The sequence below is a fragment of the Streptococcus sp. F2 genome (assembly GCF_056500955.1).
Window position 1 is genome coordinate 19775 of sequence record NZ_JBWKAI010000013.1, and the last position, 22690, is coordinate 42464.

16 protein-coding genes are annotated in these 22690 nt (G+C 41.0%); 13 read left to right on the plus strand and 3 right to left on the minus strand.

Going from position 1 to position 22690, the window contains the following annotated elements; all coding sequences use genetic code 11:
- The first annotated feature begins 18 nt into the window (after window positions 1–18).
- Together ACYTR8_RS05500 and ACYTR8_RS05505 are read left to right on the plus strand one after the other, a co-directional pair.
- A complete protein-coding gene (locus tag ACYTR8_RS05500; RefSeq protein WP_111717245.1) occupies window positions 19–1410 on the plus strand; it encodes a glycoside hydrolase family 1 protein in 1392 nt (463 codons plus the stop codon).
- 685 nt (window positions 1411–2095) lie between these two features.
- Entirely contained in the window at window positions 2096–3436 is a 1341-nt protein-coding gene (locus ACYTR8_RS05505; RefSeq protein ID WP_269761016.1) for a GHKL domain-containing protein, read from the plus strand.
- Window positions 3437–3676: 240 nt separating this feature from the next.
- On the opposite strand, the gene ACYTR8_RS05510 is transcribed toward ACYTR8_RS05505, so the two are convergent.
- Together ACYTR8_RS05510 and ACYTR8_RS05515 are read right to left on the minus strand one after the other, a co-directional pair.
- The gene (locus ACYTR8_RS05510) at window positions 3677–5851 is read right to left on the minus strand and encodes a GH92 family glycosyl hydrolase (RefSeq protein ID WP_479641808.1); all 2175 of its coding nucleotides are present in this window, start codon (window positions 5849–5851) and stop codon (window positions 3677–3679) included.
- Between the two features lie 3 nt (window positions 5852–5854).
- On the minus strand, window positions 5855–6733 hold the full coding sequence (locus tag ACYTR8_RS05515; protein ID WP_479641809.1) for an ROK family protein: 879 nt from the start codon (window positions 6731–6733) through the stop codon (window positions 5855–5857).
- Window positions 6734–6949: 216 nt separating this feature from the next.
- On the opposite strand from ACYTR8_RS05515, the gene ACYTR8_RS05520 reads away from it, so the two are divergent.
- The 9 genes from ACYTR8_RS05520 (at window position 6950) to ACYTR8_RS05560 (ending at window position 19971) form a co-directional block, all read left to right on the plus strand.
- Window positions 6950–7900 carry an ABC transporter permease gene (locus ACYTR8_RS05520; protein WP_269761019.1) on the plus strand — a complete coding sequence of 317 codons (951 nt, stop codon included), beginning with the start codon at window positions 6950–6952 and terminating at the stop codon, window positions 7898–7900.
- A gap of 9 nt (window positions 7901–7909) precedes the next feature.
- Window positions 7910–8836, plus strand: a complete 927-nt coding sequence (locus ACYTR8_RS05525) for a carbohydrate ABC transporter permease (RefSeq protein WP_129556100.1) — start codon at window positions 7910–7912, stop codon at window positions 8834–8836.
- A gap of 78 nt (window positions 8837–8914) precedes the next feature.
- Window positions 8915–10360, plus strand: coding sequence for an ABC transporter substrate-binding protein (locus ACYTR8_RS05530; RefSeq protein ID WP_479641810.1), 1446 nt, complete (start codon window positions 8915–8917; stop codon window positions 10358–10360).
- A 308-nt stretch (window positions 10361–10668) separates the two neighbouring features.
- Entirely contained in the window at window positions 10669–11274 is a 606-nt protein-coding gene (locus ACYTR8_RS05535; protein WP_479641811.1) for a YesL family protein, read from the plus strand.
- Window positions 11264–12988 carry a sensor histidine kinase gene (locus ACYTR8_RS05540; protein ID WP_479641812.1) on the plus strand — a complete coding sequence of 575 codons (1725 nt, stop codon included), beginning with the start codon at window positions 11264–11266 and terminating at the stop codon, window positions 12986–12988. Before ACYTR8_RS05535 ends, ACYTR8_RS05540 begins: the two co-directional genes overlap by 11 nt.
- Window positions 12988–14472, plus strand: a complete 1485-nt coding sequence (locus tag ACYTR8_RS05545; RefSeq protein WP_479641813.1) for a response regulator transcription factor — start codon at window positions 12988–12990, stop codon at window positions 14470–14472. Before ACYTR8_RS05540 ends, ACYTR8_RS05545 begins: the two co-directional genes overlap by 1 nt.
- Window positions 14473–14491: 19 nt before the next feature.
- Entirely contained in the window at window positions 14492–17902 is a 3411-nt protein-coding gene (locus ACYTR8_RS05550; RefSeq protein ID WP_479641814.1) for a glycoside hydrolase family 2 TIM barrel-domain containing protein, read from the plus strand.
- A 122-nt stretch (window positions 17903–18024) separates the two neighbouring features.
- A complete protein-coding gene (locus tag ACYTR8_RS05555) occupies window positions 18025–18921 on the plus strand; it encodes a shikimate dehydrogenase (RefSeq protein WP_443597411.1) in 897 nt (298 codons plus the stop codon).
- A 141-nt stretch (window positions 18922–19062) separates the two neighbouring features.
- A complete protein-coding gene (locus ACYTR8_RS05560) occupies window positions 19063–19971 on the plus strand; it encodes an AEC family transporter (RefSeq protein ID WP_479641815.1) in 909 nt (302 codons plus the stop codon).
- A gap of 46 nt (window positions 19972–20017) precedes the next feature.
- On the opposite strand, the gene ACYTR8_RS05565 is transcribed toward ACYTR8_RS05560, so the two are convergent.
- Complete coding sequence (locus ACYTR8_RS05565) at window positions 20018–20191, minus strand: YlcI/YnfO family protein (RefSeq protein WP_164714899.1); 174 nt, start codon at window positions 20189–20191, stop codon at window positions 20018–20020.
- Between the two features lie 144 nt (window positions 20192–20335).
- On the opposite strand from ACYTR8_RS05565, the gene ACYTR8_RS05570 reads away from it, so the two are divergent.
- Both ACYTR8_RS05570 and ACYTR8_RS05575 read left to right on the plus strand, forming a co-directional pair.
- The gene (locus ACYTR8_RS05570; RefSeq protein ID WP_479641816.1) at window positions 20336–22324 is read left to right on the plus strand and encodes an SEC10/PgrA surface exclusion domain-containing protein; all 1989 of its coding nucleotides are present in this window, start codon (window positions 20336–20338) and stop codon (window positions 22322–22324) included.
- Between the two features lie 30 nt (window positions 22325–22354).
- A complete protein-coding gene (locus tag ACYTR8_RS05575) occupies window positions 22355–22690 on the plus strand; it encodes a hypothetical protein (RefSeq protein WP_111717211.1) in 336 nt (111 codons plus the stop codon).

Below are 22690 nucleotides of genomic sequence, written 5' to 3' on the forward strand. Positions count from 1 at the left end.
GAGCTAGAAAGGAATGATATGTTAGCATTTCCAAAAGAGTTTTGGTGGGGAGGAGCCACCTCAGGCCCTCAAAGTGAGGGGCGTTTTGCTAAGCAGCACCGCAATCTCTTTGATTATTGGTATGAGCAAGAGCCTACCTTGTTTTACGATTACGTGGGACCTGATACGGCTTCGGATGTCTATCATCAGATTGAATCTGATTTGGCCTTGTTAGCTTCACTAGGTCACAATTCCTACCGTACCTCTATCCAATGGACACGTTTGATTGATGATTTTGAGCAAGCGACGATTAATCCTGATGGTCTTGCTTATTATAATCGAGTGATTGATGCTTGCTTGGCCAATGGTATCCGTCCTGTTATTAATTTGCATCATTTTGACTTGCCAATTGCCCTCTATCAACAATATGGTGGTTGGGAGTCCAAGCATGTTGTGGACTTATTTGTCGCCTTTACTAAGGTTTGTTTTCAAGAATTCGGTGATCGGGTTAAGGATTGGTTTGTCCACAATGAACCTATGGTCGTTGTGGAAGGCTCTTATTTAATGCAATTTCATTACCCTGCTATCGTGGATGGAAAAAAAGCAGTCCAGGTCGCCTATAATCTAGCCCTAGCCACAGCCAAGGTTATTCAAGCTTACAGGCGAGGTCCAGCAGAACTTAGTGATGGGCGTATTGGAACTATTCTCAATTTGACGCCAGCCTACCCAGCTAGTCACTCAGAAGCGGACATGGCTGCTGCGCATTTTGCAGAACTTTGGAACAATGACTTGTTTATGGAAGCTGCTGTTCATGGGAAATTCCCAGAAGAATTGGTTGCGGTATTGAAAAAAGATGGGGTTCTGTGGCAATCAACGCCAGAAGAATTGGCTCTTATTGCTGAGAATAGAGTGGATTATTTGGGATTGAATTTTTACCATCCTAAGCGCGTGAAGACTCCGGATGTCATTCCAGTGATTAGCCAATCCTGGAGTCCTGAATGGTATTATGATCCCTACCTGATGCCTGGCCGTCGCATGAACGTGGATAAGGGGTGGGAAATCTATCCTGAGGCTGTCTATGATATTGCCATCAAGATGCGAGACCATTACGACAATATCCCTTGGTTCTTATCTGAAAATGGCGTAGGGATTTCAGGAGAAGACCGTTACCGTGATGAAACTGGACAGATTCAAGATGACTATCGTATCCAATTTTTGAAAGAACATCTGACCCACCTCCACAAAGGGATAGAAGCAGGTTCTAATTGTTTTGGTTACCATGTATGGACACCAATTGATGGCTGGTCTTGGCTCAATGCCTACAAAAACCGCTATGGCCTTGTGGAAAATAATATCCATACCCAAGTGCGACGACCTAAAGCTTCAGCTTATTGGTTCAAGGAAGTGGCTAGTCATAACCAGTTACCTTAATTCAAAAAGAACTAAGGACTTGGAAGCACTGCTATTTCACCATAAAGGCTAGAAGAGAAGTCTGTGCTGAAATCGAGAGGTTCATATTACCGCATGATTAAATGAGATTTCTTTATCATTGCAAAACAAATTGTTTCGTAGAGTAAATGCCGAAGCTCTTAGTCAATGAGAGCCAACGGCTTTACTCTTTTTTGCTTGCTGACAAAAAAATGAAGTGGTCCTTAGCAATAATATTTAAAGAGCAACTCATAAAAAGCTTTTTCGATTTAGTTGTTGAAATGAAAGAACTTATGATAAAATAGAGATTATGATTAAAATAAAAAAGTTATCATGAAAAAGGAATGATAGCTGACTGCTGGGCTTCTGGTAAGTATTATTAGTCATTAGTAAAGGAGTTGCCTTCATTAACCATGATAACCACCTATGTTTTAGAAAATGATTATCACAAAAAAGCGCGGATGGAGAGACTTCTACCGTTTTCAGGATCAAAAAAGGCTGTGCAAAGGCATTTTCATTACCTTTGTATAGCATTTGAGCAGCTGCTCAGACTAGCTGTGGGGACCCTAGCACAGATGGTCAGTCACTTGATCTCTTTCAAAAATGACCTCCTTTGTTTGACATCATGTCTATCATTAAAACCTCTATTAGTAACAATTAGCCAAGCCAAAAGAAAGGAGGAAGAGAAATGATTAATGAATTTTTTCAGTTTTTAAGCCTTGTCTTTTTAGATGTGATTGAGATTATGCTAACCCTAAAATTATTTAGCTTTATTAGTGCTATCCCATTTCGCTTCAAAAGAATCTTTTATTTATCGCTTTGTATCATAACTTTTGAGGTTATTTTTTGGACCTTCGCTCCAAGCCACTTCAGTTTTGATATTATATCTTTGATGCGAATTCTTTTCTTTATGATAGTAGCTTTATGCTATGGCGATGTGCGAAGAAAATCAGTCATGATTTTTTATGCCTTCTTTCCGATAGTCTTAGGGAGTCTTATTTTACGATTTACGACTTTATTTATCACTCCTTTATTTAATATCTCGGCAGAAAGTGTTGCTTCTAACTACTTACTGGTTTATGGCATGATTTATGCGAGCCTCTTACTAACCTATCTCTTTGTCAGGTTCTTTAATTATGATTTTACCAGTTGGCATCATCATTTAACCTCAGTCAGGTACAATAAGTTGTTACAAGTAACCAACGTCTCTATGTTTGTTTATTACATTTTATTGGATATTCCTGCTCTAAATTTATCCAGTAAAAACTCGAGGCAAATACTTGTCCTCTTTTACCTCATGTTCTTACTTAGCCTGCTAGCTATTTTAGATCGTCATGTCAAACAAGGGCTGGTTCAAAAAATGATCTGGCAAAATGAACAGACCTTTCAGGACCTCACTCATTGTAGCCATCGTGTGGAGAGCCTTTATCAAGAAAATTATGGTTTTAGGCATGAGGATACCAGTCTCTTGACAAGTCTCAAAGAGGGTATTGACCAAGAAGATATGTCTAGTATTCGTCGTGTTTACGAGACTGTCTTGCGGCGCTCAAAAGAAAGGTTGACTGGTGACAGTTTTGATTTAGAGTCCTTGGCTAATCTTCAACATGCAGCCCTTAAAAGTATTGTTGCTGCTAAGCTAATTGAAGCGCAAGAAAAAAATATTGGCATTTCAGTAGAGGTATCACAGCCATTTGAGGATCCAATCATTGAGTCCTTAGACTTTAGTCAGTTGCTCTCTCTATTATTGGATAATGCCATAAATGCAGCTTTAGAAGCTTCAAGCCCTTACTTGTCTGTTTTATTCCTCGATCAAGGTGATCAACTGACTGTGATTATTCAAAATAGTACCAAGCAAGAGCAAGTTGATCTCAACTCTGCTGATTCGGGAGCTACTAGAGCAGATGAAAGCAATGAAGGTTTGGCGCGTGTCAGAACTATTTTGGACGTTTACCCGCATATCATGTTGCGAACACAGAGCCAGGACTATCGCCTTACACAGACAATAGAAATGACCAAGCCCCCTAAATAAAATGGACTGTTATGGTTAGTGTTAAACCTGTGACAACCATCGAGGAGTATTTCTTCCTTGATGGCTTTTTAGTTGTTAGAAAAGAGGCTAAGGAAAGCAAAGAGAGAAAGGCTGGTTCAAGAAGTGGAAGTTAACACAAGGGCTTTTTCATTCAGGTGAGCTGTTATCCATTTTTGAACATAGAGAAAAATTCCCCATTCAGTCAAGTTGCTGAGTGGGGAATTTGCTTGTGTGACTTCCTTAACTTGTTAGGGAATAAGGGAGGTCAGAAGAGTTATAATCGTGATGAGGAGGAACAAGACCTAGTTGAAAATCCAGCTGGCAGCCTTGGATAAGATCTTCATGAGCTAAGTAGAGTTTATGGTAAGCTTGCTGATTATAATCGACGTGATTGACAAACTGATATTGAGGAACATTTCCCTTGCAGTTAATAGTGATGTGTTTGCCATTTGGAAGATAAAGGCAGGCCTTGTCAAAATTTGGAATGCCAATAAGGTATTGTCCTGTTCCAGGAGTGACTGGGTAAAAACCAAGGCTATTGAGAAGATACCAAGAACTCATGCTACCATTGTCTTCGTCTCCAGGATAGCCATCGTTAGGAAAAGCATGGTTGAGCAAATTCTTTAAGATAAGTTGTCCGTAGTATGGTTGGCCGATGTAATGATAAAGGTATGGCAAGTGAAAACTAGGTTGGTTAGAAATAGCGATTTGTCCAAAATCAAGGGCTGCTAATTCGCTCATTTCATGAATTTCAAAACCATAGCCATGCACTTGAAATCGCGGATCCTGATTACAGAGGTTCTCCAAGCGTTTGGCGAAAACATCTTTGCCTCCAATCAATCGAATATACCCCAAAATATCATGGTAACAGGCAAAGCTGTTTTGGTAACTGGAACCTTCGGTATAATCTTCTCCCCAGTTAAGAGGATCAACGTTTGGACGAAAATGTCCTTTGGCATCTTTACTTCTGAGAAAACCACTGGTTTTGTCAACCAGCTGACGGTAGTTAAGGGAGCGGAAATGGTAACTAGCTTTTAGCTCTGCCTTTCCTAAAGTGCCCGCCACTTGGCCAATGCAAAAATCGCTGTAGGCATAATCTTGGGTTTGGTTAACACTTTCATGATAATGGTTAGGGATATAACCTCGTTCTTGGTAGTCATCTGCTCCCAAACGACCAAATTTAGGGTTCTCGCTTGGGGTATTGGCAGTGGTGATCATAGCATCTAAGAAGTCTGGCATTAAGGAAGATCCAATGCCTTTTACAGCAGCATCTGCGATAACAGCATCGACCAGAGTTCCAGGCATCATACCGCGTTCATCAGGAGAGAGCCATTTGGGGAGAAAGCCCGTGTCTTTATAGCTGCTTAGCAGTCCTTCTAGAATATTTTCATAAACTTCAGGGGCAATCAATGATAGTAAGGGGTAAAGAGACTTGTAAGTATCCCAAAAGCCATTATTGGTATAGCATTTACCATTGACGACCTTCTTGGATAGAGTATGGTAATGAATAGGTTCTCCCTTGTCATCTTTCTCGTACCACCTTTGTGGAAATAGCAGCGCTCGGTAAAAATGGTGGTAAAAGGACTTGACCTTATCAAAATCTCTGTCTTCAACGGCGATACGGTCTAGAAAATGAGTCCACTGGGCACGATTTTTGGCCAAGGAAGTTTCAAACTCTTGTGGAAATTCTCTTTGCCAATTAAGAGCAGCCTGCTTAAAACTAATAAAGGATGTGGCGGCAGTGACGTCCAAGTGTTTGAGGGTCTCATCAAACTGGAGGTAGGTAAAGAAGGTTTTTGTTTTATCGTCTAAAGAAACGTGTTTCAATTGCTCACCTATGTATTTGTGGGTGACAGGATGGCTAAATTGCAAATGAACATACATACAAAGGTCTTTGTCATGGCAATCAGACACGTTTTGAACACAACCCAGTAGGGTCTTGCCATCTGCTGTTACTTGCCAAAAACTGTTACCAGGGTTGTGGATAATCAGCCCTGCCCTGCCATTCTCAAAAGAAAAGTCACAGTGAAAACCATACATGGAGGCTGTTGCCCGACTAAGAATGCGATGTCTCTGGCTAAATACTTCAATAAGATGTGGTTGAAAACGGGCTTCTTTTGGTCGGTAAGAGGTTTGGTTATGAAAAACATCCCCTTTGATGACTGGGCCACTAACGGGGAGTAGAGTCATGGTGGCAAAATCCCCCATCCATGGGCTAGGCTGATGGGTTAACCGAATGCCTGTAAAGGTGTGGTCGTCAGGGTGAAACCACCAAGCGCCACGGTCTTGGTGACTTTCGACCGCTAAATAGTTCATGCCAAAAGGGACCCCAGTCAGAGGTAGGCAATTGCCTTGTGAAAAGGCGTATTGGTTGGCGGTGCCAAAGCGCGTGTCGATAAAGTCTAAACGATCCATGGATTAGTTCTCCTTGTATTCTTGGTAAAAATCAATAGCAGCTCCGAGGAGATTAGCTTCATTTTTGAAGTGACAAATGGCTAATTGAGGCCTAAGATTAGAAATGCCAACGGCTTGATAGAGCTTGTCCAATTCTGCTTCGATAGCTGGTAAGAGAAAGTCGGCTTGAGAAACACCGCCTCCAATCAAAATCATTTGAGGATCAAAAGCATGTTGGAGATTAAATATCCCAATGGCCAGTGTTTGCAAGAAGAGTTGCCTTTCCTTGATTGCTAGGTGGTCTCCTTGCTCTGCTAGAGCGAGCACTTCTTTACCATCATAATCTTTACCGTCATTGACAGCTACACTGTAACGCTTAGCCATATTCACAACAGTGGCTAACTGACTGAAGGTTTGGTAGCGGTCGTTCATGATCATGAAACCAAATTCGCCCCCAAATAAGTGGGCACCATGATGAATGTTACCGTTGATAACAAGGCTACCACCAACTCCCGTACCAAGAACGAGCATGGCTAGGCTGCTAGCATGTTTTCCTGCTCCCAGGGTCGCTTCCGCTAAGGCTGCACAATTAGCATCGTTTTCAATAGAAATACGATAATGTAGACGTTCTTCCAAAGCCTTTTGAATAGTGAAATGATGAATGTAGGGAATGGCGCTGGTACCTTCAATAATACCTTTTTCCTTGTTAACCGCTCCAGGAGCACTAATGGCAATACCTGAAATGGCATGAGCCGAGTAGCGAGCGACTTCTTGATCGAGTAGCTGATAGAAACGTTCAAGATTAGTAGGAGTCGGAAAATTCCTTTGCCAATTCAACTGTCCGTCCTGGTAAAGAGCAAACTTAATGGAAGTACCTCCTAAATCAATACATAACAAGCTCATTAGGTATTCTCCTTTATTATAGTGGAATAGACGATTATGTCTCATCTTAGTATGACAGATTTACGCAACAATGAAAAGGCTTTCTAAGAGATTCTATATTTTGTGCTATCATATCTATAATTTGTGTTATCATACCTATAATTTGTTGCTTTTAAATCATGAAAGCGCTTGTTATACTTAAACCATAACCTGATTAACACAAAGGGAGGTTGGGAAATGACAAGACAGACCAACAAAAAGACATCCTTTTGGAAAAATGTGATTAAATACCGCGCCTTATTATTAATGGTATTACCAGGTTTCATCTGGTTCATCTTTTTCTTTTATATTCCAGTTTTGGCCAATGTGGTTGCTTTTAAAGATTTCCATTACTCAGCAGGAGGCTTTATGGAAAGTTTGAAGGAGAGCCCTTGGGTTGGTTTGGATAACTTCAAATACCTCTTTGCTTCCAAAGATGCTTGGTTGATTACCAGAAATACCATCGCTTACAATGTGATTTTCTTACTCTTTAATGTTTTCTTTGCGATTGCTTTTGCCATTATCATGAGTGAATTGCGAAATAAGAGAACGGTTAAGGTCTATCACACCATGTCCTTATTGCCTTATTTCTTATCATGGGTGGTTATTGAATACTTTGTTTCTGCCTTTTTAAATACTGATAAGGGATTTATCAATCAACTTTTAGTTGGAAGTGGTGCAAGCCCAATTAAATGGTACTCTAACCCTACTTGGTGGCCCTTGATTTTACTCTTTATGAGTGTCTGGAAAGGGCTAGGCTACAATAGCATTATCTACTATGCTTCAGTCAAAGGCATTTCTGATACCTATTACGAAGCTGCTATGGTGGACGGTGCAAGCAAGTGGCAACAGATTAGGAACATCACCATTCCACAATTATTGCCAATGATGTCTATCCTATTGATCATTAATATTGGTAATATCTTTAAATCTGACTTCGGACTTTTCTACGTTATTCCTAAGAATTCAGGCCCGCTTTATGACGTGACCAGTGTTTTGGATACCTATGTCTACAATGCCTTGACCGCTACGGGAGATATTGGGATGGCATCGGCAGCCAGCCTCTATCAATCAGTGGTTGGAACTGCCATCTTGTTAGTCACCAATGCGATTGTCCGTCGCATGGATCCTGATGCAGCCTTGTTCTAGGAGGAAACCATGGAGAAAAAGAAAAAAGTCGAAAAGGTCAACGTTAGAACCTTTGACAAAAAAACCAATGCTGTTTTTAATATCCTCATTGCACTCTTTGCCATTTCATGTATCATTCCTTTCATCTTCGTGATTATTATTTCCTTTACAGATGAAAGTTACTTGATTAATCATGGGTATAGTTTTTTTCCAGATGTCTGGTCAACTAAGGCTTACCAGTATATTTTTCAGGGAGCCATGTCCCATAGAATCATGAGGTCATTTGGGATATCTGTTTTTATCACGGTTGTTGGGACCTTTATTAACACAACGATGACATCAACTTATGCTTATGCGATTTCAAGACCTTATTTCCCATACAGACGCTTTTTCACTGTTTATGCGCTTATCACCATGCTCTTTGCTCCCGGAATGGTTGCCAATTACTTGGTGGTCAGCAATCTCCTTCAGTTGAAGGACACAATTTGGGCCTTGATTTTACCGATGGCTTTGGGGCCATTTGGCATACTGGTTATGAGAACATTCTTTAAAAAGACAGTTCCAGATAGCATTATTGAATCAGCTCGTATGGATGGGGCTAGTGAATGGATGATTTTTATGAAAATTGTCTTACCATTAGCTGTTCCTGGGATTGCAACCATCAGTTTGTTTTCAGCCTTAACTTATTGGAATGATTGGTTTAATGCATTGCTCTATGTGCAAAGTGAAAACCTCTACCCAATGCAGTACTTACTGATGAAAATTCAAAGTAATTTGCAGGCTTTGGCTCAAAATGCTGGTATGAGTGCTCAAATGGCGGATAGCTTAGCATCGCTGCCGAAAGAATCTGTCCGTATGGCTATCGTGGTTATTGCAACCTTGCCGATTGCCTTGACTTACCCATTCTTCCAAAAATACTTTGTTGGTGGTCTAACCATTGGCGGAGTGAAAGAATAACCCTTAGGACTTGGCCAAAAAGGTCAACCTTGCATAACTTATCGTAACAAAAGAAAAAATTTTTAGGAGGCTTCACTTATGAAAAAGTGGCAAAGAATCTTGTGTGTAACTGGAACTGTTTTGGCAGCATCTAGTTTAGCAGCCTGCGGAAGCAAGTCAGCTTCTAAGGATGGGGATGTCAAATTATTGATGTATCAAGTGGGTGATAAACCTGATAACTTCGATGAATTGATGACAATCGCTAATAAACGTATCAAGGAAAAAACAGGTGCAACGGTTGACCTTCAATATATTGGTTGGGGTGACTGGGACGATAAGATGAGTACCATCATTGCCTCTGGTGAAAATTACGATATCGCCTACGCTAACAACTATGTAGTCAATGCTCAAAAAGGTGCTTTTGCTGATTTGACAAAATTGATGCCAAAATATGCTAAGAAAACTTATAAAAACTTAGACCCAGCTTACATTAAAGGAAATACCATTGATGGTAAACTCTATGCCTTTCCAGTGGATGCTAACGTCTATGCTCAGCAAATGCTTTCTTTCAATAAAGAATTAGTGGAGAAATATGGCCTTGACATTTCAAACATTAATTCCTATGCAGATGCTGAAGCGGTCTTGAAACAATTCCATGAAAAAGAACCTAACACAGCAGCCTTTGCTATTGGCCAAGTCTTTAGCATGTCAGGTGACTATGACTACCCATTAACCAAAAACCAACCCTTTGCTGTGAAAATTGACGAGGACAAACCAACTATCATTAATCAGTACGAAGACGAGTCCTTTAAAGACAACCTTCGTTTGATGCACAAATGGTATAAAGAAGGCTTGATTCCAACAGATGCAGCGACTAATACAGAAGGTTACCCTCTTGAAGGAAATACATGGTTCATGCGTGAAGAAACCCAAGGTCCTATGGACTACGGCGATACCATCTTGACCAATGCTGCAGGCAAAGACATCGTGTCTCGTCCATTGACTAAACCGCTAAAAACAACATCACAAGCACAAATGGCAAACTTTGTAGTATCAAACGTATCTAAAAACAAAGAAAAAGCGGTTGAAGTACTTTCTCTTCTTAACAGCGATCCAGAATTGTTAAATGGTCTTGTTTATGGTGTCGAAGGCAAAGCTTGGGAAAAAACTGGCGACAAGAAAATCAAATTGCTTGATGGCTATCAACCAAAAATGCACATGGGTGCTTGGAATACTGGTAACAATAAAATCCTTTACACTCAAGAATCCATTACTGACGACATGATTGCTAAGCGTGACCAATCAATCAAGGATGCTAAAGAATCTCCAATCCTTGGTTTCACTGTTGACACCAAAGCTATCAAAACAGAATTGTCAAATATTTCAAATGTCATGAACCGCTATAAAGCAAGTATTAACACTGGTACAGTAGACCCTGATAAGGCTCTTCCAAAATTACTTGCAGACCTTAAAGGTGCTGGTTGGGACAAGGTGCAAAAAGAAGTTCAAAAACAATTGGACGACTTTGTAGCTAAAGACAAGTAAGGAATCCATTTTCCTGATCATAAGTTAAGGGCTGGGAAAATCTCGGTCCTTTTCTTCTGATTAGTGGGGAGAACTGTTCATCACATCAGTAGAAGGTATGGGGAAGAAGACGGTTGATTAGCCAATAAAAGCGATCTTACCTGGCTTAGTAAAGCGGTTTCCCAAAGCCTCTAAATTGTGCTATATTAGAAGAGTCCTATCCATTAATCAGAGGAAAGGTTTCTCTGCCAAGTTGGCTTGGAGAAACGTCACTAATTCTAAAAACGTATCATTAGTAGTAAGAATAGCAAGAAGAAAAGGATAATCTCATGAACGGTATTGAAAAAGCTTGCTTTGTCATCTGGAAAATGATCCAATTGACCTTCATTTTCCACCTCTTGTCCCTCACAGGACTCATTATTTTTGGCGTTGGGCCTGCCTGGCAGACGATTGTGACCCTATTTTTAGAAACACCTCAAGAAGAAAAACACTATTCTTTGAAAAAGGCTATTCAGCTTTGGAAGTTCTGTTTCAAAGAAGCTAATCTAAGATTTGGTCTTTTTGCATTGACTTTCCTTTTTTTGACCTTTAACTTGCATTGGGCAGTGCAGTTCCAATCTTTGTTCTGGTTTACCGTGTCTTTCTTGATTTTAATAGCCATGGTTTGGCTGACCATGACCTATGTTTACATGGGTTTTTATGCGGTGAGTTATGAGATTAACCTTTGGAACAACATGAAATTAGCCTTTATCAGCGTCTTTTTAAGTTTTAAATCCTTTTTATTCATGCTGGGTGTTTTGCTGGGAATTACTCTGATGACTTGGCAATACAAAGGTCTTTATCTCTTTTTAACCTTCGGGGCTTTAGTCTTTTGCTTGGACTTTGTCACCAAGGACAATCGTAGACAAGTAGATGGAGTGATTGATGAGCGTTAAAGCATTTGGAGAATACATCATCAAGCATTTTAAACAAGGCTTTTTGATTAATCGGTTGATGAAATTATATAGCCTATTCATTGTCACCTTCTTTTTATTAGCTGCTATTGGTTTAAGCAGTTACTCTATTAGCAGTACTTATAAAAAGGTAGATGTCGAGGCACAGATCCTTTTGGAAGACACATTGGGGACATTACAATCACAAAATTATATTACCTTACGGGTCTTGGAACAATTGGTTGGGAGGGCAGAAGATTACCGGAACCTTTACCAGTACATGATGCTAACCCCAAACCAATATTTTTCAAAGGTTTTTGATGATTGGGAGAAAGGAAAGGAGACGGTTTTATTTTCAGAAGAAGTGAGACGTCTTTTTGATCTCTATCCTGATTTGGAATCCATGACGATTCTATTAGATGATAGCAATGCCTATCTTTACGCTGATAAGGCTATTAAGACAGGTCGCTTGCTCTATAATAAGCCTGAGAAAATGACTGGAAATTTTTTAGTTCGCTCTATTCGAAATCCAGAATCAGGGGATGTGACAGGCCGCCTTTACCTTACCTTTGATAAGCCAATCGGTCTGGTTCAAGAGAAACAGACTAAGTACTTGGCAACCTTTGCCTTTGATTACTATGGCCGTAAATTATTTCATCAAGGAGGAAAAGATTTTCCCCATCTGGAAGCAGATGTGAAACAGGCTATCAAGTCTGATCAGGCAAGTGATCTAAGCCATCTCAAAAAGTCTTACAAGATTCAATACAACCGTTCAGGTGATTTACTAGCCTATGTTGCCATTAAGAAATCCTATCTTTTACAAGAAGCTGTCAGGACGCTCTTTTCGTATGGTATTTGTTGTCTGTTATTGGCCTGGATTTTGCTACAACTTCTTTTTAGAGTTTTTCGTAATTACATTAAACAAGTTTCTGAAATTACGGATACCGTTGAAATGGTAGCAGCAGGAGATCTATCTTTAACTATCGACAACAGCCACATGGAATTGGAATTGTATCATATCTCAGAAGCTATTAACCAGATGTTGGCCAGTATTAAAGCTTATATTGACGAAGTTTATGTGTTAGAAGTAGAGCAACGAGATGCTCAAATGAGAGCACTGCAATCTCAAATCAACCCTCATTTTTTATACAACACGTTAGAGTATATTAGGATGTATGCTCTCAGTTGTCATCAGGAAGAATTGGCAGATGTCATTTATGCCTTTGCGAGTCTGCTTCGCAACAATATCAGTCAGGACAAGATGACTACTTTGAAAGAAGAATTGGCTTTTTGTGAAAAATACATTTACCTCTACCAAATGCGGTACCCAGATAGCTTCGCTTATCACGTTAAAATTGATGAGAGTATTGCTGATTTAGCCATTCCTAAATTTGTCATTCAACCTCTCGTTGAAAATTATTTTGTGCATGGGATTGATTATAGTCGCCATGACAATGCACTGAGTATCAAGGCATTAGATGAGACGGATCATCTCTTGATTCAGGTGCTTGATAATGGGCGTGGTATTAGTCAAGAGCGCTTAGCAGACATGGAAAAAAGACTTCAAGAGCAACAAACAACAGGCAATAGCTCAATTGGGTTGCAAAATGTTTACCTACGCCTCTTTCATCATTTTCGAGATAAGGTCACTTGGACCATGGCGCAAGCACCGGAAGGTGGTTTTATCATTCAAATTAGGATTAGAAAGGATGTTTAATGTATAAGGTATTATTAGTTGACGATGAATACATGATTCTACAAGGATTGACCATGATTATTGATTGGCAGGCTCTTGGTTTTGATGTCGTTTCAACAGCAAGATCAGGCAAGGAAGCCTTAGCCTATTTGGCTCAGTACCCAGTCGATATCATGATTTCAGATGTCAACATGCCTGGGATGACAGGGTTGGATTTAATAGAAGCAGCTAAAACTAATCATCCTCAGCTACAAACCTTGATTTTATCTGGTTATCAAGAGTTTTCCTATGTTCAAAAAGCCATGGAGCTAGAAAGTAAAGGGTATTTGTTAAAGCCTGTGGATAAGGCAGAATTGCAGGCTAAAATGAAACAATTTAAAGACTGGTTGGATGCTCAGCAGGCTGAATCAATTCGGCAGGAAACCTATCATGACAGCCTTCTGACGCTGTGGTTAACAGATGAACTTAGTGAAAAAGAATTTCATCAACTTAGCCAGGATTTCCCCGAGCATGCCCTAACAGGATTTACCGTGCTGTATGTGGAGTGTTCCGAGTGGATAGAAGAGATGGAGGCTTATTTTAAGCAAGAAGAACAACCCTGTTACCTCAAGAAAGAAGAAGACAAGAAGATTTACTTGGTGATTTTACTTGGGAGAGCCCAGCAAGCCAAAGCCTTTACCAGTAATCTACAAAAGCAATTTTCAGAGAACATCCAACAAATCATCTTAGGAGAAACGGTTGATGACTGGGAGAATGTTTATGAGAGCTACAATCAGGTGCGCCAGAGTCTTTTTTACAATAGCCAAATGTCACAACCAACTGACAAAGGCAACAGTAAGCTTGAGATGCCAGAATCTCGGTTGCAATTTTTTGCCTTTAACAAAGCATTGATGATTGGTGATGAGCCAACCATCTTGGCTAAATTAGAAGCCATTTTTCATGAAATGAAGGCCTTGAACTTCTCACCAGAGGATGTGAAGCATGTGTCATTCTTGTTGTTCTCTGACATTTATCGTCAATTTCCTATTTTAGACAAGATGACTTACTTGTCCATGGTGAAAACCATCCATGAGAGCCAATCGATTGACCGAATCTTAAGCGAATTGCAAAAAGTTTTGAACTTGACCAATAAAAGTCGTGCACCTGAAAAACGGTATTCTGATTTGGTCAGTGAAACCATTGACTGTATCCGCCAGGAATATCATCAGGAATTAACCCTCAAGGCTATTGCTGATCGGTTGCATGTTAATGGGGTTTATTTGGGGCAATGTTTTAAAAACGAAACGGAACGTAGTTTTGCCCAGTATTTAAACCAGGTACGCATTCAAAAAGCTCAGCAATTATTGCTTTACACCAACCAATCCATCAATGAAATTGCCTACAAAACAGGGTACAATACGAACCATTATTTTATTAAAATGTTTAAGAAACTAAATGGCTTGTCGCCAAAAGAGTTCAGAGACCGTTACAAGGACAACTACCAAGCCATTAAGGGTGAACAGTAACGAGGAGCAGGAGACTGATATGATACCAGATAGCAAGGAGCAGGCATACCAATACCACTATATTGATCAAGAAGGAAGAAAGCAGCCCTTTAACAAGGGCTGGCGCTTTCTAAGGGCGGATGTGCAATTGGCCCAAGACCCTTCATTTGATGATTCCAATTGGTCATGTATCAATCTGCCACATGATTTTAGCCTTGCTCAACCCTATACGCGAAATGGAGAAGCAGAAAGTGCTTATAAATTAGGTGGAGTGGGTTGGTATCGGCATTACCTTGTGTTAGATGAGGAGTTAGCGGGCTGTCATGTTGCCCTCACTTTTGAGGGGGCCTATATGGAAACGGAAGTTTATGTTAATGGACAATTCATAGGTAAACACCTAAATGGCTATCAGGAATTTACCTATGATATCTCTGATGCTGTGACTTTTGGGGCTGAAAACCTTCTGGCTGTCAGGGTAGACAATAAGGTTCCCAGTTCACGTTGGTACTCGGGTAGCGGCCTTTACCGAGAAGTGAGCTTGTCTGTGCTTCCCAAGGTGCACTTTGAGGACGATCAAGTCAACCTTAGTTTAATCGCACCAACTGATGATATCGATCAGGGATCAGCCTTACTTGCCTTGCAATTTGACCTTAGTCAGCCGGTTTCACCAGCTGATTATCAGGTTAGTCTGAGGTTGTGGGAACAAACGCTTGGAAGTCAAAATCGTCAACTTGTTTATCAACAAGCTGAACAGTCTCTGCAGGACTTGGATGTGGCAGAACCATTTGGTATGACCATCACCTTGCCTAGAGTTAATCTGTGGTCACCTGATCAGCCTCACTTGTATGACCTTGAATTGACCCTTTGGCATCAGGGTCAAACGTGTGATGTTTTTCATCGGGAAACCGGTTTTCGACAGATTGTTTTTGATGCCAACCAAGGGCTGCTAGTGAATGGCAAAGCTACAAAAATCAAGGGGGTCTGTCTTCATCATGACCAAGGTGGGTTAGGAGCCTGTGCCTATCAAGTTGCTATCGCAAGGCAGTTAATCTTACTAAAAGCTATGGGAGCGAACACCATTCGTAGCACTCATAATCCCAGCAGTCCAAAGTTACGTCAACTGGCTAATCGTCTCGGTTTTTTTGTCATTGAAGAAGCCTTTGACACCTGGACCTATGCTAAAAATGGCAATGTCAATGATTTATCACGGTATTTTCATCAAGCCGTCGGAGAGGAGAATGCTGCCCACTTAAAAAGGGTTCATTCTCAGGCAACCAGTTGGGCTCAGTATAGTACAGAGGCCATGGTCTGGTCTGCCAAACATGACCCGTCGGTCTTGATGTGGTCTGTCGGTAATGAATTGATGGAAGGTTTTTCGGCAGATGTCAGCCACTATCCTGACGTGATGAGATCCATTTGCCAGTGGCTTGCTGCGATTGATACCTCTAGGCCCATTACCTTTGGTGACAATAAGCTGAAGGAAAGTGATTTCTATTGGAACAAGCAGGCGACACAAATGGCAGAGCTGCTTAGTCAATTAGAGTCGCCTCAAGGAGTAGTAGGTCTCAATTATGCCAATGGAAACGATTATGACCGACTTCACCAACAACACCCCCATTGGATAATATATGGTTCAGAGACAGCATCTGCCATTAACAGCCGTTCCTATTATCAGCAGACGAAGAAGATCGTTCATGATACCTATGGCTTGACCTCTTACGATCACGCCACAGTAGATTGGGGAGCTGTCGCTAGTCAAGCTTGGTATGATACCATTACCCGTGATTTTGTTGCAGGCGAATGCGTTTGGACGGGTTTTGATTATCTAGGTGAGCCAACGCCTTGGAATAAAATTGACAGCGGTGCTGCGGACACTTGGCCGTCTCCCAAGAACGCTTACTTTGGTATTTTAGATACTGCGGGCTTTCCAAAAGACAGTTATTATTTTTACCAGAGCCAGTGGGCAAACAATCAGACTACCCTCCACCTCCTGCCAGCCTGGCGAGAAGACTTTCTTTACCTTGACGATCAGGGGTTAGTAGAAGTTGTGGTTTATAGCAATGCTACCGGTGTTCAGCTTCTGTTTGAAGATGAGCAGGGTGGTTTAAAGAATTATGGGACGAAGGCATTTGATACCATGACTACTCCAATGGGATATGCTTATCAGCTCTATCAAGGGGATGACGCGTCTGAAACTCCTCATGAGAATCTTTACCTGACCTGGCGGATTCCTTATCAAAAAGGTCTGTTAAGAGCAGTGGCCTATGATGCGTCTGGGAAACAAATTCAAAAGACTAGTGGACGTTCTCAGGTCAGAACCTATGGAGCAGTGGCACAGCTTACGTGGCAAGCCTTTGAAGTACCTTTTGAGACCACACAAGAATTGCTTTATCTGGAATTATCGCTTTTAGATAAATCAGGCGAGTTGGTCAGCCATGCTCAAGAGTTGATTCGGATTGAAGTCGAAGGACCAGCACAGTTACTGGCAGTGGATAATGGCAATCCTGTTGACCATACCCTGTATCATTTGTCATCTCGACAAGCTTACGGTGGGAAGTTACTGGTTATTCTCGCTCTGACAGGAGAAGTAGGACAAGTGAAGGTAAGTGCCTATGGTCCAGGAGATTTGCGAGCCTTATTTCAAAAAGAGGTCTCTAAACGTGTCTCACAGGAATACCTCTTGACGACATTCTTAGACAAATACCCTCTTCGGGAAATCCCGATGGGAAAGACGATTTCTTTTGAGCAGCTCACTACAGACGTTAGTAAAATGCATACTGACAATAGGGTTCAAGAGAAAGAGTTGCGGTTTGATAAAGGGCATTTTTCAGTCATGACCTATTGGCATGCTCTGGCTTGGCCCCTATCTTTCACACCTTATAAGGATTATGGTGATTTAGGGCAAGATATTATCTTACCAGAATGGCTTCAGGCTACGGATGCTCAAGGACATTTGGTGAAAAAAGCTTTCCCCATCACTTGGGATTTTACGACAAAAACTTTTACCCAGTCAGTAGTGATAAGAGGACAAGCAAACTGTTACGGTCATCTCATCCCAGTAGAAGCAAGGCTTTGCCCACGTCAAGAGGAAAAAAGACGACATCAGGATATTAGCTTGGTGGCTAAACAATCCTTGCTTGCCTCGTCTCGGGACCGTCTGATTTATCGGTATCAGTACGCTACCATCCAAGCTCTTGGTGCCGTTAGTTTACGGCAAAGGACCACTCATCCTCTCACCCTGAACATAAGTCTTCGCTCTGCTAGTCAATCGTCAGTTAGCCAGATTAGCTTGGAACAACAGCAGGTTCAAGTGACGGAGCAAGAAACTGTTATTTTCTTAGAAGAGGTGATGGATGTCTTGCAATTAGAGATTACCCTTGAACTGGTTGCAGGAACAAAGGGTGATTTGGAGCAAGCTGGCCTTCAGATTGGTCTCTGGGATTTGGTCTAAATCAAGTCAACCTCTGTTAAGGGGACTGATAGATTTCTAAAAATAAGGTATAATATAAAAAGCAGGCGTCTTTTTCAAAGGAAGACGCCTTTACAAGTTTGAAATGGAAAGTGAGATTACAAATGTCACAACGACTATCGGGTCACACCTTGCTGGTCTCTTTACTTGCTACTCCCATCCGTCATAGCCTATCTCCCAAAATGCACAATGAAGCTTATGTGAAGCTGGGCTTGGATTATGCTTACCTTGCTTTTGAAGTGGGGACCGAACAACTTGCGGATGCAGTCCAAGGGATTCGTGCCTTGGGTATCCGTGGTTCCAATGTCTCTATGCCAAATAAAGAAGCCATTGTGCCCTTATTAGATGAGGTGTCTCCAGCCGCCAAACTTGTGGGAGCTGTCAACACTGTGGTCAATCAGGATGGCAAAGGCTACTTGGTAGGGCATATAACGGATGGAACTGGAGCTACAAGGGCTTTAGCTGAAGAAGGGGTATCTGTGAAAGACCAGGTTATTACCCTTGCAGGTGTAGGCGGCGCAGGAAAAGCTATTGCTGTCCAACTCGCCTTTGAGGGTGCCAAAGAGGTACACCTATTTAACCGACAAGCCAGTCGTCTGCATGGTGTTCAAGAACTGGTAACCAAACTTAATGACACAACGACAACTCAAGTGACTCTGCAGGACTTGGAAGATCAGGCAGCTTTCCATCAGTCTATCAAGCAATCTCACATTTATATTGATGCCACAAGTGTGGGAATGAAACCCTTAGAAAATAAAAGTCTGATTACAGATCCTGAGCTGATTCGTCCAGATTTAGTGGTTTTTGATATTGTCTATAACCCGACCGAGACAAAGCTCCTCTCCTTTGCTCGTCAGCATGGTGCCCAAAAAACCATTAATGGGTTAGGGATGGTTCTCTATCAAGGAGCAGAGGCCTTTGCCTTAATTACCGGTAAGGAAATGCCAGTTGATGATATCAAAACGTTGCTGTTTAAGGATAACATCGGCAAAACATCGTAACTAGTCAACAAGATTGTCAATTCCCTTAAAGATGACTGTCAACAAGGGCTATAATCACTAGCGGGTTTGGGGATGATTAAAAAAGGACTGTGTTAAGGAGGAGTCGCATCATGACATCCTAAAAAGATAAAGGAGAAAATCGTGTTACCTATTATTGTAAAGGCCAGTGGCTTTATTTTATTGATTTTATTGGCTTATGTGTTAAAACAAAAAGGCATTCTTACGTCTGAACATGGTAGGGGCTTTTCTACCATTTTGATGACCGTTACCCTTCCCTGTGCTTTACTAGTGTCTACAAGAAGTCTGAACATGAGTGCTCTTCTCTTGATTCCCATGGGGTTAGGCATAGCTGGTAATCTTTTGTTGCTAGGTATCGGTTACCTCAGAGGTCGTCATAAAGAACCCGTTGCCCAAGCACAAGACATGATCCAACTTGTTGGATATAATATAGGAACGTTCGCTTTCCCTTTTGTTCAGTCTTTTTTCCCGGCTAGCTACCTGATGCAGGTCATTCTCTTTGATACAGGCAATGCCTTAATGGTATTTGGTGGTAACTACACCATTACCAGTCTGGCGTCAAGAGTGGGGGAACAAGTGACCTTGAAAGCAATCCTCAAAAAACTGTTTCGATCGGTTCCTTTTTGCACCTATCTGCTGTGTTTTGGGCTCTCTTTGTGGAATATTACTCTTCCAACGGCTCTCTTAACCCTAGCCAAACTAGGAGCAGATGCCAATCCCTTCGTTGCCATGCTGACGCTTGGACTCATGGTTGATTTTAGATTATCCAGACAAGACTTGAAAGAATTAGGACAGTTGATAGGGCTCCGCGTCTTTGCTAGTTTTCTCATGCTGGTCTGTCTTTCTCAATTACCTATTGATCTGGTCATCAAAAAAATGTTGGCTATTTGCCTGATAGCTCCGATTTCAGTTGTCACGCCTCTTTATGCCAGAGAACTAGGCAGCGAGAGTGCTCTACCAGCAACAGTTAATTCCCTTAGTATTGCTATCAGCATCATCTTGATGACTGTTCTCATTCTCTTTGTTAGCTAAATAAACTCATCATAAAAGCACCAATCACTTGGTGCTTTTATGATATTCAGTTATCCTTATCCATATTGTCTAATGCGTATTGACAGGCTTGAAGGACAAAACTTGAAAAAGTAACGTCTTTATTTACCATCGCTTTTTCAATATCTTCAACGAGAGATGAGGGAAAACGAATGGTTTTAATTTCGGATTCTTTTTTATCTGATTTGAGTTGAAATGCCATTTTTGTCTCCTATCTGGCTTTATTGTAAGACAAAAATGGCAGAAAGTAAATTATTTTAATTGTATTACAAATTGTATTGTTTTTCATCTTGTTTTTTGCTACAATGAACATAAAACGATGTTCCAAAAGGAAAAGGAGAGAGTTATGACATCAAAACATACCAAAGTCATGTTGACATCTGCAGCTCTATTAACAGCTGTTTTGAGTACAACAGTCCAAGCTCAATCAGAGAATGTAGGCAATCTTGATTCAGTTAAAACAGTGACCGCAAGCAAGGACCAACAGCCCTTAGCCCAACACATTGAAGATCAAGAAAAAGTGGTTACGGAACTTACTGAAAAAGTTCAAACAGCTAAAAAGAATGATGAAGCAGCAGCACAGGCAGTTGAACAAGCTAAAGCTAATGAAGCTAGTGCCTCAGATATTGAAACGCAAAAAGCAGAAGTGGCTGAACAACTTGCAGTTGCGGAAAAAGATGTTGAAGAAGCCAACCAAGTTGTTGTAAAAGAAACTAAAGACGTTGAAGACGCACAAGCTGCAAATCAACAAGCTCAGGAAGCTCTCAAAGCCGCTGAAAGTGAAGCTGGTCATGTTGAAACGGTAAAACAACCAAGCACTGTTGAATTAGATGAAGATTTTGCGAAAGCGTTAGGTGATAAATCAGCTCCTGATTATTCAGATGACCTTAACATGATGGGTGGCGATAACAACTTTACATTCGTTACAAATCCTGGTGACGAGCGAACTGTTGATATTGATAACCTAACCGATGACCAATTGACTGATTTGTCTAATTATGCATCATCTTTAATTAACCAAGTTCGTGATCAAGCTCGAAAAGCAGGTGTTAACCTAACTGTTGGTAATACATTTGTTACTAAAGGTGCTGTGAAATTTGCCAAAGATGTCGCTCAAAACTATCGTAATGATAATTGGGATACCGTTAAAGATGCTCATGATGTTAAAGCTATTAATAGAGCCGCGGCTGATAATGGACTCAAAGCGGTTTCCAATGAGAATGCATATGAAGATGCCGGCATGTCACGGTCATCTACCTTTATAAATCGTACATTTACCATGGAAGATTTAAAACGTAGAATTTTTGAAGTTATTGGTGGTATGATTTCTAAAGATGTGAATTCTAACTGGAAACACACAGAATCTCTAGTTGGTACTGGAGTTTCGGGAGAATATTTAGGTGTTTCTATTTCTCGAGTTGGTGACGTTGTAACCGTTCATGTTTTACAAGTACCTACAAATCGTATTATTGGTAACTTTAACACAACCAAAATCAATAACCCATATGAAGGTGAAGTGAGTTCAGTGTCCACAGAGGCAATTAAACGTCTCGAAGCTGCACGTACCGAGGCTGCGGGTGCAAAACAAACTCTCGCTACCCAACAATCAGAACTCCAAGCCGCTGAAGCTCATGCTGCTGAATTGACTAACAAAGTTTCTCAGTTAAAAGAGCAACAAGCACAATTGAGCAATGTTCAATCTGGTGATTTGTCAGCACTTGTCACATCTGCTGTAGAACGTAAAGCACAAACAGCTCGAAATCTTGCAGATATGCAAGCAGCTCTTGATAGCGCAACTGCTAAATTGAATAATCTAAAAGCAGCTCTTGCAACTGTTTCTGCTAAGCCAGAAGCTCCTGCTAAACCCGAAGCTCCAGCTGAAACACCAGCTAAGCCAGAAGCACACGTTGAAACTCCAAGTAAACCTGTTCAACCAGTAGTACCTATCAAGCCAGAAGAACTCACTCCTTCTATTCCTAATGTACCAGTACCAGAAGCACCAGCTAAACCTATGATGCCAAGCAATTCAGAAAAACCAGAGTTGCCTGCTAAACCAGAGGCTTCTACTCCATCAAACATGGATAATATTTCTAAATCAAACGTGTCTGGTACAAAAGTCGTAGCTGGTAAAGGTAATCAAGCAGTATCTCGCGAGATGCAGCCTGTCCAAAAAGTGACCAACCAGGTCATGGCTACAGGTCCAAAAGCGACAGCTTATCAAGCCTTGCTTCCAAAAACAGGAGAAGTAACAAACTCCGTAACGGTCTTGGGCGCTTTCATGCTTTTAATAGGATCACTCCCATTGGTAGGCTCTTACATGAGAAAACACCACTAATACTTGAGAGCGAGGGGAAAGGTTTAATCAATGAAAAAAGTACTATCCGTAGTCATTGTGTTTCTAGCGACACTCTGCTTAGTGGCTTGTAGCAAGTCATTAAAAGGGACTTATATCAGCAAAACCGGGGCTACGAAATCAACCTTAGTAGTTATCGATAATAAGTCAGCAACCCTATCTATTGACAGCCTATTTGGGACTTATACCTTTGATGGCACGATTAATGAAAAGGACAAAACCATTGCCTTTAAGGGTATGGTTCTAGGAAAAGAAGCCGAGGAATTTGCTACCTATGAGGTGACAGATTCTGGCGATCTCAGTATTACAACAAAAGAAGTAACGACACTCTATCGAAAAGAAAAATAA